This is a genomic window from Pseudoalteromonas sp. SCSIO 43201 (genome assembly GCF_023716725.1).
Lineage (GTDB): Bacteria > Pseudomonadota > Gammaproteobacteria > Enterobacterales > Alteromonadaceae > Pseudoalteromonas > Pseudoalteromonas peptidolytica.
Genome location: NZ_CP072683.1, coordinates 2,873,957 through 2,888,159, shown reverse-complemented (window position 1 = coordinate 2,888,159; position 14,203 = coordinate 2,873,957). Strand labels below are relative to the sequence as shown.

Genomic DNA, 14,203 nt, shown 5'->3' with positions numbered 1-14,203 from the left:
GCTTACTTTGACTCGATCAATATTGTTCCGTCTTATCCTGACAACCTTGCTTTCAATGGGAACGGTTTTGCTGTTATTCGGAGTATATGATTATGTGAATCAAAGTATGGTTCTGAAACAAAAACTGGATACTGATGTTGCGTTAGCGCAAGAGAGAATGGGCTTAGCATTGCCTAACGCCGTTTGGAACTTTCAAGAGCAGCAAGTTAAAAAGTTTATAGAGGCAGAGGCAAAGTCTGACAAAATTTCCAAAGTTGTTGTGAGCGATATGGAAGGCGCAACATTTGCGCAAACTGAAGGTACAGAAACGGCCGGTGTGTTGAAAAGCAAACTGATATTTGATGATGGCGGTAGCGAGAATGAAGTCGGCTGGCTCACTGTCTACGTTGACTCAAACTCTATTGATGATGCGTTACGAGGGCTTGCCTTTAGTTCGATTATAAAGGTCTTATTACTGGCAGCCATTCTTGTTGCCGTGCTGTCGTTCATTTTTCAACGATTGGTTGTCTCACCGTTGAATGAAGTGGCTGAAAAAATGGCGACAATCGCCAGCGGTGAGGGGGATTTAACGCAACAGATAGTCGTAAAACGCGATGACGAAATTGGCCGACTGGCTTCATCCTTTAATGAATTTGAACACAAAATTGCCGAGTTGATAAACCATGTTAAAAAGTCGGTTGATGATTCTTTTGTTGTATCGGAAAACATCAACAGTGTGAGTTCCGAAGGCGTTGACTTTTTGACGTCACAGCAGGCAGAAACGGATCAGATAGCGACCGCAATTACGCAAATGGCCTCTTCTGCATTGGAGATTGAAAATAATGCAAAATTAACTCTTGAGTCCGCCGAGACTGCAAATACCGAAGCTAATAAGGTAAGAGAGGCTTTTCAGCAATCGATTCATGCGATTGAAGAGCTTGTCGAGCAACTTGACGAAGCTGCAACCGTAATAAGTTCACTGGAGTCTAGTGTCCAGGGCATTGTTTCAGTTTTAGATGTGATTCAATCGATTGCAGAACAAACTAATTTGCTGGCGCTCAATGCTGCGATAGAAGCTGCAAGAGCGGGCGAGCAGGGGCGAGGGTTTGCGGTGGTTGCAGATGAAGTGCGCTCTTTGGCAAGCCGAACCCAATCCAGTACGGCCGAAATCCACGATACAATAAATCAGTTACAACACGGTTCCCAATCAGCGGTTGCGGTAATGGAAAAGAGTAAAGGGAAAGGCACTGAAAGTATGTCAGCTGCTAATTTAGCAAGCGAGTCATTGGTGAGCATAACAGGCTCTGTTGAGTCGATAACGCACATGTCTAGCCATATTTCATCCGCTGTATCGGAGCAAAGTACGGTTGCTGAAGCGTTAAGTAAAAATATAAATGAAGCCGTTACAGCAGGGCAGGGGGGCATGTCTAAAATTCAGCAGGTACAAATATACTCTGATGACATGAAGGCGTTAGCCTCTAAGTTACAAGCCTTAGTGAAGGTCTTTAAAACGTAAGCTTAACATCATACCAACTAGCCTTAATACTTGCTCAATTTGAAGGAATAAATCGGACGTTAACTGCACTAAAAACTTCTTATTTACAGAAGCTAAATCGGCGTGAGCAGGACGCGGTAGCGGTGTGAACGACAGGGTTTTCTCGCTTTAAAGTAGGCCACTGATTAAGATGATTAATTACAACCGCCTACGTTCATAAGCTACCAATATATTGCTTGCCCTGCTGGAGGGGCTAATAGACGATACAGTGCTTGATATATCTGGTCTACACTTAAATGAAAGGCAAAAACAGGAGCGCAGTAATGGCGGATTATCAAGAATGGTTAGATCAATTCTCTGATTGGCTAAAAGATGTAAAAGAACACGAGGTGGATGACTTATCCAAGCGATTTTGGGAGGTGCAACGGGCATTAAAAGATTACACCAAGCAGACCTTTGATGATTACAGCTACTATTTAAAGCGTGACCTAGAACATTTGCTTGAAAACAAATCCTTCTATGATGAAGCAGCTTGGAGTGAGCTCAAGGCCAATATCTTATTCGAAATATCTCAATTAGAAGATAGAACGCAGCTTGAGTGGTCTGCCCTTTTAAAAGATTTTGAGCATCAAGGCATTTATAAAGAGGGCGAATGGATAGCATTGGGACAATTAGTGTGTAAGAATTGTGGCTATAAATTAGATGTTTATTATGCCATCAAGATCCCAGCGTGCAGTGAATGTGGGCATGGGGAATATACTAGAAAAGCATTAGCGCCCTAAAAAGTAGGCGCTTAGCTTGGTTGCCCTGAACTGAGCAGACCAACGTATGCGAACAATACAAAGAAGTTAGAATGACCAAATCCAAATTGTCGTCTGAAAAATCATTACAGGCAAGCCAGCTTGCACCATCGGTTTCGTTGAATCACATTGAAAATTGTATCCAAAATCCGTATCCAGAGGCACTTCCTTTTATTGGCCAACAGCGCGCTCAAACCGCATTAGACTTTGCTCTGGGTATGGAGTTACCAGGTTATAATGTCTATGTGATGGGTGAGGCGGCATTAGGCCGGTTTACTATGGTAAAAGATAAATTAGAAGCGCACAGTAAAACAAAGCCAACGCCTAAGGAGTGGTTGTACGTTAATAATTACGACGACCACCGCGAGCCAATTGCACTATTTATGCAAGCAGGTGAGAGTAAGCAGCTTGAAGCTGATATAGACGCATTTATTGATGAAATCTTAGATACTTTTCCAGCCGCTTTTGACAATCCAGGTTATCAACGCAAGAAAAAGTCATTAGATAAAGAGTTTGAGCAAAAATACGATGCTGCGATCACTGCTGTTGAGCAGCAAGCTACCAATATGAGCGTGGCACTGATTGAAGACACAGGTACAGTGGGCTTTGCGCCTGTGGTCGAGGGTAAGCAACTCAGCGATACAGAGTTTTCGGCACTAGATGAGCACGTTCAAGCGCATTTCTTGACAGCGATAGAAACGTTAGAAGATGCGTTAATTGAATCTCTTATTGAGTTGCCAAGGTGGAAGCGTGAATCTTCAGAGCGATTGCGTAATCTTAAAAAGACCACCATTGAAATGGCGACCAAGCCACTTTTAAAAGCCCTTGAGCACAAGTATGCCGCACACATCGGTGTGCTGCGTTATCTCAAAGATCTCAAAGTTGAAATTGTTGACGCGGTACTAGACTGGTTAGATGACGACAGTAGTAATGATGAAAATAAAGATGACTTTGATTCAAAAGGGATGCTAACAGACTTTTTTGCCCCCAATATTTTGGTTGAATTTAAAGAAGACGATCCTGCTCCTGTTGTATACGAGCCAAACCCTACCTTTGGCAATATCTTTGGCAAGGTAGAGTACGCAACGTCTCAGGGTAACCTGATCACCAGCTATCGCTCTATACAGGCTGGTGCCTTACATCGCGCTAATGGTGGCTATTTGATCATGGATGCGGAAAAAGTGTTGGCCAACGCGCAAGTATGGGATGGCCTCAAGCTCTCGCTAAAAACCCATCAAATTAAAAATGATTTACCATATCAAGATAACTCTGTTGGTAGCAGCTTTACCTTAAAGCCGCAGTTGATACCATTAGATGTAAAAATAATCCTGCTTGGCTCGCGAGATTTGTATTACACCATAGGTGAATACGATGAAGAGTTTGCAGAGCTATTTAGAGTATTGGCTGACTTTGATTACTATTTACCGAGTTCAGATAAAATGCAGTACCAATTCATCACCAAAGTGATGGAGTATTGTAATGAGACTTTGAAGATTGAACTGAGTTCTTCGGCGTTGGCACGAATGCTCAAGTTTAGTTATCGTCAAGCGGAGCATCATAGCAAACTCTCTGCACGTTTTGCTGATGTTTTAGAGCTGGTGGCTGAAGCGAGTTTTTATGCTAAACAAGACGGTGTCAATCAGATAGCTGCCAATCATATTGATGAGGCGATAGCTGGAAAAGAGTATCGAACAGGTCAGTTGAGTGAAAATATGCTCAGTGATATTCAAGAAGGACATACGTTAATTGCAACCGAAGGTACGGCTATCGGTAAGGTTAACGGGCTAACCGTACTGCATATTGGCGATACCGCATTTGGTACTCCCGCTCGTATTACGTCTACGGTATACGCCGGTGCAGATGGCGTTATTGATGTTGAACGTGAGGTAGATTTAGGTAAATCAATTCACTCAAAAGGGGTAATGTTACTGACGGGGTATCTAGGTAATAAATACGCGCAAGATTTTAGTTTAACGCTTAGTGCAAACATTGCCATTGAGCAAAACTATGGTTTTATCGATGGTGATAGTGCATCCCTTGCTGAACTTTGTGCGCTGCTATCGGCGGTGACGCAATTACCGGTCGATCAATCTCTGGCGCTAACTGGGTCTATTAACCAACACGGTGAAGTGCAAGCTATTGGTGGTGTCAACGAAAAAATCGAGGGCTTTTTTAAACTCTGCAAAATGCGCGGCCTAACTGGTAAGCAAGGGGTTATCATTCCTGAGTCAAATACAGTGAATTTAGTATTAGACGACGAAGTGATTGCCGCTGTGGAAAAAGGCTTATTCCATGTGTATGCCGTAGCTACTGTGGATGAAGCGCTTAGTTTGTTAATGAATAAAGCCGCAGGAGAGCTGAGTGAAGAAGGCTATCCTGAAGACAGTATCAATGCGGTTGCAATGGCGAAGCTAGAGCGTATTGCAAAAGTGGTAAACGGCGATGATGACAAAGGAGAAGAAAGCCATGACAACAACTAATATTATCCTTGTTATTATAGCGTTGGTCATTGCGGTAATGTTTTTTCGAGGTGGCCAAAAGCAAAAGCAACTTGCCCAGCTTAATCGGGTTCAAGCCATAGACTTTTTAAAAGAGAATGAGAAGCGTGCTGAAGTACATAAAACTGACTCAGGTCTTCAGTATGAAATCATTACGCAAACCGAAGGCGGCAAACAACCCAGTGCAACGAGCAAAGTGAAAGTGCACTATCATGGCACCTTACTTGATGGTTCCGTATTTGACAGTTCTGTTTTGCGTGACCAACCAATTAGCTTTGGACTTAATCAAGTGATCCCAGGGTGGACAGAAGGGGTGCAGCTGATGACAGAAGGGGATAAATATCGCTTTTGGATTAGCCCTGATTTAGGCTATGGTGACCGTGCTGCAGGTAAAATCGAACCCGGTTCATTATTGGTGTTTGAAGTCGAGTTATTAGCGGTAGAGTAATAAGGTTACAATCATAAAGGTATACGCATAGCACTGCGTATACCTGAGTTACTTAATGCGGCAATTATCTACCTTCACCAATCCAGTCTTTAAGCCAGACACCGGACTCTTTTAGTTGACTATCCACGAAGTTTTGATTGGCACACGTATTTCTTTTCCAAATAGCGCCGCTGCGAAAGTCATCAGAATAATTCCAGTTGGTCCAACTGATCTTTTTGCGCTTCATCAGATCGATATACTTTTGCGTACTAATTCGGTCATTGGGACCATCTCCGTCATAGTTTTGTGCGCCCCACTCACTAACAAATACAGGCAGCAGATCTGACGCCTTATCAAGGACTGAGCGATAACTGTCTTGGTGTGATGCTGCGTAAAAGTGAAAGGTATACATGATGTTATTGAATGGAACCGGATCATTGAGCACATCTTCAACGCTGCCGCCGCTAGAATGACCAAAGGTTGCCCAGCCATGAGTGCCAACAAGTACGATAGCATCTGATTGAATGGCACGGATCACAGGAATAATCTGTTCGCTATATTCACGTACCGCAGTCCATGTGACGTTATTAGGTTCGTTCGCGATATCATAGATGATATTTTTACGGTGTTTGTTTGCTGTCACTATATCGGTGAAAAATCGCTTTGCAAGCTCAAGGTTAGCGTTTGGATCGCCAGGTGTAAGTTGGTGCCAGTCTACTAATACATACAAGCCACGTTGACTGGCCATATCAATCAGTTTATTCATTTCATCCGTGAACTTCTCTGGATTCGTAGCATATCCGCCTTCTTGCACGTACATGCTTAGGCGAATAATATCCGCTTGCCAGTCAACAGCAAGTGTGTCGAATGATAGATCTGTTAAGCATTTTCCCAGTCCATACCATTGCAGTCCATGACTACTCATACCGCGTAACTGAATTTTTTCTTGGCGCTCGTTACAAAGCCCAGTATCACAAACTGAAAGCTGTCCATGACGTTCAAAAGGCGTGATCCGAGTATTGCTATCACAACGCCCTAAGTATTGCCATGCCGAGCTGGTTCCTGGCTCTGACTGCGTCCACCAGTTGGCTTGATAGAGTTTATTTTGATGTTGCATTTTATCATTGGTATTGGCATGAGTTGGGACTCCTTGCCAGTTTGTTTGTGGCCAGTCAGGGTAAGTATTGATACCATCACAAGTGATGGCTTGTGCCTGACTCATACCAAGGCCTACCGCCACAGCGGCTGCAGTTAAATTGATTGATTTCATTATAATGTCCTTTACATGTGTATTGTTGTTTTGCTGGCTGCTAGAAAGGCATTGATTATCTGAAGCTCCGATTATCTAGCCCAGCACACTCTAATCTAACTAAGAAAATATAGGTACGTCTTAGACTTTAGTCTGAACCTGATCGTAAAGTATTAAAATTGGATAGATATGTGTCAAAAAGAGTAACAGAGATAAAGTCGTTGCCAATTTAAGGTTTAGACGTGGAAATGAGACAGCTGGCTTATTTTCTTTGGGGCATTTGATAAAAAGCGCCGCGAATCATTATTTATACCAATTTGCGTAATTAAGAGGTCTATTTTGAGGCGAGAAAATCTTGTCGATAACTAGGCAAAAATTTTGCTATTTAGTTGTTCTAAATGAGAAATTTTTAACGCTGTTAGCGTCAGATTTACTCCTTCAAATTGAGCAAGTATTAAGTCAAATTGGTATTAATCTGAGGTCTGAGTGGGGAATGCGATTTACCTGCATTATGTAGGCAAGGCGAGTCTATGCACCAACAGCGGGGAATTGACACTGAGCCCAACACCGTTAGCGCTAAAGCTCAAGTTACTTGGTTTTGCTCTGTGTGTAGCGACTCAATAGTATGCTGGCCACTTGCTGCTTCACGGCCCGTTTATCGGTAGGGTCGACATCAAAGCGTTTAGCTAATAGCATGATTTCGTCATCAGTTAGATTGAAAGATAACCGTTGCCTCGTTTTTTTAGATTTTACTTCTAAACCGAGGATCTTCCTTATCATATCCGATGGGGTTAGCTCTTCATCTATTGCTTGTTTTTTGATACTTTTTTGCACTTCAGTGGTTAAGTCAAAGGCCATCTGTGTGGCCCTTAATGCAACTTCCTGACGTTTCCACTTACTCTCTCTGTCAGTCACGAGTTGGCTCCAGGAAACAAATCTATAATATCGCTAAGTGGTCGGCACATGGTCAGTGATACATCCGTTTCACCACCATCCCAGACTTCGATGTTGATAGCATATTTTTCATCGCTTGAAATAAGCTCTATGACTTCACAGGCTTCACCACTTTCATCTTGATAGCGTGGTAAGGCGCGGTCACGATAATCGCTGTCATAAAAATAGCAAACATAGGGAGCTTCACTTTGCTGATAACTTTTTCCTAAAAATCGTTCCAACGGCTCAGGTGTGGCTTGGGTATTAATGTGAGTCAGCGACTCTTCATCAAAAATCCGTGCGAACTCATCAAGACTGAAAATCGCGTCGACATCTTCTCGTTGGATCTTGATTGAGAAGTTGGCGTACTCTTCACCATCGCTTTGTTCTATCTGTAAAAAAGTAACCTTGCTTGAATCACTTTCAAGCACAAATTCGTATTCGGCACTTCGTTCATATTGGTATGTTTGCACCCCAATCACTTTGAGTGTTTTGCCTTTTAGCCAACTTGGGTATGCAAATGAATCAATGATAGTGAGCATGTCTCCAACTTTTAGATCTTTGGCATGATCAAGTTGTCGCTCAGGTGTTTTTTTAGATTTAAAGAAACCAAACATGATGCACCTATAGGGTTATCAAAAATGATAAAAAGGAGGCTAGGCCTCCCTTCTTAAAAAATAGCAAGTTTACTTGTTTTGCTTCGCTTTAATGCGCTCAAGAATATCGTTGCTCTTTGGCGTAGAGCCAATTCCAGCTTCAGCCATTTTTGCTTTTAAATCAGCACCACTGGCAGCTGCTTCTAGCTCTTTCGCTGCGGCGAGTTGGTCTTGTCTATCTTGTTGGCGCTGCTTGATACGCTCAAGAGATTGACGGGCATTTACCATTGATGACTCATTGGTGTTTAGTGTGCTGTTCACTGCCATGGTCGCTTTTTGAACGCTGTCTGTGGTTTTAACCATAGTCAATTGGCGTTGATTTTCCTTTATCGACTTTTCGGCTTCTTTAATTTGTTGCTTCAATAAGATTACATGTTTACTAAAGCCATCTAGCACTTGTTGGTGCTCTGCACGCTCATCTTCAAATTCGCTGATTTTCTCTGCTATTTCAACCGCAAGCGCTTCATTACCCTTTTCTAGTGCTTCACCTGCGTAGTTTTCATGTTCAATGATGCTGTCTTCAAGCGATGCGAGTTTGCGCTTAGTTTGCATTTCTTTAGCCATCACTTCAGTAAGACTTTTCTTCGCTTTGGCTAACGCGTTTTTAGCATCTGCAATCTCTTGCTCAAAAATACGGATGCCGTTTGCATCAACAATTGATTCACCAACTTCTCTCGCACCACCACGGACCGCGGTAAATAATTTCTTTAAAATACTCATTTCACAACTCCAATACTAATCATTCAAATACATAGTCACAGCATCTAAAGCTTCAATGGCATTATCAGCTAAGGTGACAAGTTCGTGCGTGATTTCATCAATTGAGGAGGAAACAGCTAGAGCACCAAATATTGCATACTGCTCATCAATTTTAGCAAACGCACTCAGAGGAATAGGCACATTGAGTTTTAATAATGCTTCATTTAACTCGTTGAGTAACTCAGGTTTCACTTCATTTTCGTTGAACAAGTAACTAATACACACTAGTTGCTCTTCAGTCTGAGTTACAAAAATCGGTAATTCGTCATTTCCGTCAACAATCACTTGCAATACATCCTGCTCGCCCTCATTAGCGATTAGGAATGATTCGAAGTTAGCACCTTCAGTTTCAAATGATGCTAATTTGATTGATAGTTCATTTAATTCCATCTTCATTTACCTTTTCGTATTGACATATTATGTCTGAGTTAAGATTTGCACGTAAGACATATTATGTCAATGGTCGCGCGTTAATTTTTGTACAACTCATCTTCAGTTTGCCATGCTTGGCGATAGTAATCATAGAGCTTTCCCGTCCCTAACTGATTGACTTCTATATCTTTTGCGTCATCAAAAAAGTGATTTGGAAATGCAAAAGTAGACAATAAATAATTTTTATTGATCCAATTACTTGCCACAGGCAACGTCGTGACAATGCGAATTCTTTCACTTGCTGGTTGTCCTGCTCTGGTTGCAATTGTCCAACCCCACTGGCCAAATGAGGGAATATTTTGCTGATATTGTTCCACATGGGTGAAGCCTGCATGCTTGACGGTTTTAGCGATACTAATAAAAGCTTTTTTAGCATGGTAGGGCGAAGTTGATTGAATTGCCAAGGCGCCGTCTGGTGCGAGTAACTGACGTACATGGTTGTAAAAATAGTCGCTGTACAATTTATTCAAATCAGGGTGGTTTGGATCGGGTAAATCAATAATGATAGTGTCAAACTGCCGCCCTTGATCGAGCATTTTTTCAACTTCTAAAAATGCGTCTGCAACAATGACAGTAGCTCGCGGATCGTTTAACGCCCCCTTGTTTAATGTAGTCAGTTTGGCTGTGATCTCTGGTTTTTGAGGAAACGGTTGATCCGCCAAGCCAAATAGTGACAGTAATTGCCCATCCAAATCTATCAAGGTGGCACTTTTTACGGGCCATTCTAATACATCGCGTAATGCGAGCCCGTCGCCACCGCCAATGATCAAGACATTTTCACGACGATTTGAAGCAAGCATGGCAGGGTAGACGAGCATGGTATGGTAGATTTGCTCATCCACAGACGAAAATTGCAGTCGGCCATTTAGGAATAAGTCATTAATGGGAGTCGGCTGTGTGCGACTCAAACGCTCGGTAATAACAACATGCTGATACTTGGTTGCTTCTGAGTAAATTACTTTGTCTTTGTACAAGACATTGCTTAGGTCTTTCATCCAAATAGAGCCATTATTTAAGATGATAAAAAAGATCCCCAGTAACAGAAAATGACAGACAAAAAGTAGTTTAGATAGCTTTACATGGGCTTGATAGCGCCATAAAAAAATCAATCCAGCAATAATATTGAAAAGTGCTGTCCATGCCGCGGCTTGCATGATTGGCAGTGCCAGCATAATGGTCACCCATATCGCTGCACCAACGCCTGCCCCGATGTAGTCTGCGCCATAAATAGTACCAGCGTTATTTTCAAGAAAACGGCCATATACTTGTTGACGGATCCTCGCTATCAGTGGAATTTCCATGCCGATAAAAATACCTAAGATTAACCCAAATACATAGGGAAGAAATCGTGCAAAGTCTTGTAGTTGCTCAAATGGCATGCCATCAAGCAGGCTGTCTGTCGGCAAGCTGTAGATACTAGATAACGTATGGGGCAGCGTGTAGGTGAGCGCGATGACGCTGGCAATGATCAAAATACTACTCATTCCCAGCAGTGCGATTAAGCTTTCAAGCCAAGCAAAGGCTGTAAAAGGATCCTTGAACCAACGAGCTAAGAAAGCGCCAATACCCATGGCAACTATCATGGTGCCTATCATTGCATAAATTGCACTTTCGACAGAGCCTAAAACGCGTCCAGCATAGTGGGAGAGTAAGTATTCGTAAATAAGGCCGCAACCAGCCAAAATAGCCATTACGCCGATAAGTAATGTGTCGTGACCGAGCAACGACCAGTTGCCGGCCACCTTTGTTGAAGTTTGTGGTGCTGTTTCGCTCAAGAGTTAGGCACCTAGCAAACTTGCCATCGTTAAGCCAATCGCAAAAGAGAGTGCCGCTGAAATGGCTGCAACACCAACATTCTTTTGTCTATTTACTTCATCAGAAATATCTTTGCCAGCAAGGATGATTTTGATCATCACCAAGTGTAGAACAATAAAAAGCAGCACACTGCCAAGGGCACAAAGGCTCCAATATAGCAGGCTAGCATTGATATCGTCGGCAACATAAGGAGCGATACCCGAAGCTGCGGTAAGCGCCAAAGCAGAGCCGATTAAAAAGCCAGCGTAACGGATCCCCACAGCAACATTGTTGTCTTTAATTGCCTGCTGTAAGCAGTCGCCACTCTTGTTGGTGCGTTTGAATAGTTGTACACGATACTGAGTTACCAATAGCATACAGATGTTCCCGATAACAAAAGCGGCAACGACGATGGGTAAGCCATACCATCCCTCAGTAAGCACCCATAACAAGGCTGAGCGTATCACAATGGCAACACTTACCACATGGCCAAAGTCGATAAGTGCAGCTGTGACGTTACCTTTGATGATCTCATCATGTAGGTCGACCTTTCGCAGCGCAACTTTGTCTTGAAAAAAGTGACCAAGTTTAATCAGTACGATCCCCACGATGCCATAACCTGCCATTTGAATCGCTTCTTGAGCAAGTGAACTGGCAAATGCGCCACTGGTTATGCCTGAGATAACGATAGCTAAACCAGTTAACCCAGCTGCAAAGCTCAAGCCAAAAGCAAAATTGTCTCTTTCTGTGATCTCGTCGTTGGCGTGGAGGTTAGACACCAAGCCTTTAATATATTTTAAGCTAACAAATAGCGCGACGATCACCGCCATATCTATTAGCAATGCTTGAAAAGTCCAAGCTGTTAATCCGTTAAATTGATACATGTGTTAACTCCGCTATATATGCGCTATTTGCCCCGGCTTACGCCGCGGGAGGTTCTACTTGAGCTATTGCGAATTGAGCCTGAACTGGAAGCTCTTGAATAGCTGCTTCGCGTAACCGACGAGGGGGTATTACTGCTTCGGCTTAGCCCTGATGCGCCAGCTTTTTTCTTCGCATAAGGACTAGTAAATTGTTTGCCTTGGCGTTGATAGGACTGCTTAGTGCGTTTCACTAATTCAGTTTGGCGTTTGTAGCTCTTATAGCTGGTATATCTGTGGCGACCATAGTCGCTGTAATAGCTATATCTCCGATGTTTACTCCAGCGGCCATATTCGACGTCGCCGACAATGTCGCCAAGCATGCGATAAACACCATACCACACCCAAAAGCTTGTTCCATTTGAGTCAGTTTGCCATTCACCATAGTTTGCATTACCGACAAGCTGGTTACCCACCGCTGCCTGACCATTGTTTGTTATGTGTTCTGCCTGTTGGCTGATAGCACCGACACGGGCTAATTTACCATCAGACATATCCGCTAACACATTGATAGGATCGGTTAGTGCATCATTAAACAGACTAATTGAGGCTGCCTCTTTTAACAGTATTGCTTGGTTAATGATATCGTCGCTGCTCATTGTCGGAGCTGGAGATTTAAGGGATTGATAACGAGTCAATAAACTCTGATAAAGTGTGCCACTGCTCGTTGCATCTTGTGCGATGATTTTAGCGATTTCACTAAGTTGAGGTTTTTGCTGAGCGAGTACTTTGCCATACTCAATCAATAGGTTGGCATTTCTTAGCTGCTTTTTATCAAGCGCAGTACCCAACGTATTAATCGCTGTTGAGGCGTCTTGAAGTGTATGTGTGATGGTTTGCTGGAGGCGCTCTTCTTTTGATTCACAGCCTAGCAGAAAGCTCATTACACACAGCAGGCTAACTAATTGCCAAATTTTAAAGTTGGACATTCATGTCACCTAATCTACCTTGACCATTCGTGTTAATGTGCTGCCTTATTGCCTTTAAGTCAACTATTAAGCTTTATAATACCAAGCCCTAAATTGTAACAATAAGTCAGAGAGAGGGTTTTCTTAACTTATACTCCTAACATCAATATTGTCCAATTAAGCAGCTGATTATGACAAGCGCATGGCATTACAGTAAAACCTATCGTCATACAGACTCTATTGTTATAAGTATTGTTGTTAATATGGCAAAAAAGCAGTAGTTATTAGGTTATACCAATTTTCTTAATTAAGTGGTCTATTTTGAGGCGAAAAAATCTTGTCGATAACCAGGCAAAAATTTTGCTATTTAGTTGTTCTAAATAAAAAATTTTTAACGCAGTTAGCGTTAGGTTTACTCCTTTAAATTGAGCAAGTATTAAGTCAAATTGATATTACTACTGCCTATTTAACCTGAGGTTGCTTGTTACTCAACTCGCTCAGCTATGTTGCTCGAGCATGTCGTAGATGATGTCTTCAAGTGCTTCGATGTCTTCTGCACTTATTAATAGCCTTGACTTAGACTCATCAAGATCGAGGGCTTCAGCAAAAAAGCCTTTTAATCCTCGAGCTTTTCTATCCATTTCGAAAATAACTTCTAGCTGTTCGCCACGGGTAAAAAAGACCATCTCGACTTCATCAAAGCGACCGTGAAAATCGCCTGTGATGGTTTTAAACTCCAACTCCTGCACAAATGGAAGACGTGAAAAGGATACTTCATCAATACCTTCACAATCAGACTCATAAAGTTTAAAACCAAGGGCTTCCATCGCATCGATTACGGCTTGTTGTAGCTCAGAAGGCACAATGTGCAGATAGTCGCGGTCAGATTTATCAAGTGCCATATCAATGTCGAGGTTGGTTGCAATCCACGTCTTAGATTGACCCACGGTCAGTGGAGTCTCTTCTGCTAAATCGAGCGCAAATGGAATATGCTTTTCATCACCAGGTTCGATGGTAAATTGTTCATCTATATGAAATGCAGCGAGAGTATGCGATTTAGTAACCGTTATTGTCTCACCTTCACTGTCTTCTTTTTCAACGGTGTAATTACACATTACTTTTAGATCTATTTTGTTGATCTCTTGTGCAACTTTGCCACCAATGATTTTTACAATGCCAGAGATTTCTTCGCCAGGAGCGGCTTGATGATGATCCAGTACGGTGTCAACTTTTGCTGCGCCAATACCGACAGCCCCAAGGGCTTTTTTAAAGAAAGACATATTCATCCTTATTTATGTTATGACCTTCCATCATGGAAAGTGTTGCGCTGTCGATTATAGGAATTAATAGAGA

The 14,203-nt window shown here is 42.4% G+C and carries 13 protein-coding genes; 4 read left to right on the top strand and 9 right to left on the bottom strand.

Annotated elements, in window-relative coordinates:
• Nucleotides 1–7: 7 nt before the first annotated feature.
• The 4 genes from J8Z24_RS12490 to J8Z24_RS12475 all read left to right on the top strand — a co-directional run bounded on the left by J8Z24_RS12490 (nt 8) and on the right by J8Z24_RS12475 (nt 5,220).
• Nucleotides 8–1,495 (top strand): methyl-accepting chemotaxis protein, encoded by a 1,488-nt coding sequence (locus J8Z24_RS12490; protein WP_176031926.1) that lies wholly within the window; start codon nt 8–10, stop codon nt 1,493–1,495.
• Between the two features lie 302 nt (nt 1,496–1,797).
• On the top strand, nt 1,798–2,256 hold the full coding sequence (locus J8Z24_RS12485) for a zinc ribbon-containing protein (protein ID WP_252094784.1): 459 nt from the start codon (nt 1,798–1,800) through the stop codon (nt 2,254–2,256).
• Between the two features lie 71 nt (nt 2,257–2,327).
• Entirely contained in the window at nt 2,328–4,754 is a 2,427-nt protein-coding gene (locus J8Z24_RS12480; RefSeq protein ID WP_147389337.1) for a Lon protease family protein, read from the top strand.
• Entirely contained in the window at nt 4,741–5,220 is a 480-nt protein-coding gene (locus J8Z24_RS12475) for an FKBP-type peptidyl-prolyl cis-trans isomerase (protein ID WP_147389336.1), read from the top strand. Before J8Z24_RS12480 ends, J8Z24_RS12475 begins: the two co-directional genes overlap by 14 nt.
• A gap of 64 nt (nt 5,221–5,284) precedes the next feature.
• On the opposite strand, the gene J8Z24_RS12470 is transcribed toward J8Z24_RS12475, so the two are convergent.
• The 9 genes from J8Z24_RS12470 to J8Z24_RS12430 form a co-directional block, all read right to left on the bottom strand.
• Entirely contained in the window at nt 5,285–6,469 is a 1,185-nt protein-coding gene (locus J8Z24_RS12470) for a cellulase family glycosylhydrolase (RefSeq protein ID WP_252094783.1), read from the bottom strand.
• Between the two features lie 567 nt (nt 6,470–7,036).
• Entirely contained in the window at nt 7,037–7,363 is a 327-nt protein-coding gene (locus J8Z24_RS12465) for a hypothetical protein (protein ID WP_125250868.1), read from the bottom strand.
• On the bottom strand, nt 7,360–7,998 hold the full coding sequence (locus J8Z24_RS12460) for a DUF4178 domain-containing protein (protein ID WP_252094782.1): 639 nt from the start codon (nt 7,996–7,998) through the stop codon (nt 7,360–7,362). The genes J8Z24_RS12465 and J8Z24_RS12460 overlap by 4 nt, the downstream gene beginning before the upstream one ends.
• A gap of 69 nt (nt 7,999–8,067) precedes the next feature.
• The gene (locus J8Z24_RS12455) at nt 8,068–8,757 is read right to left on the bottom strand and encodes a PspA/IM30 family protein (RefSeq protein ID WP_147391321.1); all 690 of its coding nucleotides are present in this window, start codon (nt 8,755–8,757) and stop codon (nt 8,068–8,070) included.
• Between the two features lie 15 nt (nt 8,758–8,772).
• Nucleotides 8,773–9,186 carry a DUF2170 family protein gene (locus J8Z24_RS12450; RefSeq protein WP_125250865.1) on the bottom strand — a complete coding sequence of 138 codons (414 nt, stop codon included), beginning with the start codon at nt 9,184–9,186 and terminating at the stop codon, nt 8,773–8,775.
• Nucleotides 9,187–9,266: 80 nt separating this feature from the next.
• A complete protein-coding gene (locus tag J8Z24_RS12445) occupies nt 9,267–10,919 on the bottom strand; it encodes a polyamine aminopropyltransferase (RefSeq protein WP_252095637.1) in 1,653 nt (550 codons plus the stop codon).
• Nucleotides 10,920–11,006: 87 nt separating this feature from the next.
• Nucleotides 11,007–11,906 (bottom strand): DUF350 domain-containing protein, encoded by a 900-nt coding sequence (locus J8Z24_RS12440; RefSeq protein WP_125250863.1) that lies wholly within the window; start codon nt 11,904–11,906, stop codon nt 11,007–11,009.
• Between the two features lie 23 nt (nt 11,907–11,929).
• Complete coding sequence (locus tag J8Z24_RS12435; protein WP_252094781.1) at nt 11,930–12,871, bottom strand: CHAD domain-containing protein; 942 nt, start codon at nt 12,869–12,871, stop codon at nt 11,930–11,932.
• A gap of 476 nt (nt 12,872–13,347) precedes the next feature.
• Complete coding sequence (locus J8Z24_RS12430) at nt 13,348–14,130, bottom strand: sporulation protein (protein WP_176031921.1); 783 nt, start codon at nt 14,128–14,130, stop codon at nt 13,348–13,350.
• Nucleotides 14,131–14,203: the final 73 nt, after the last annotated feature.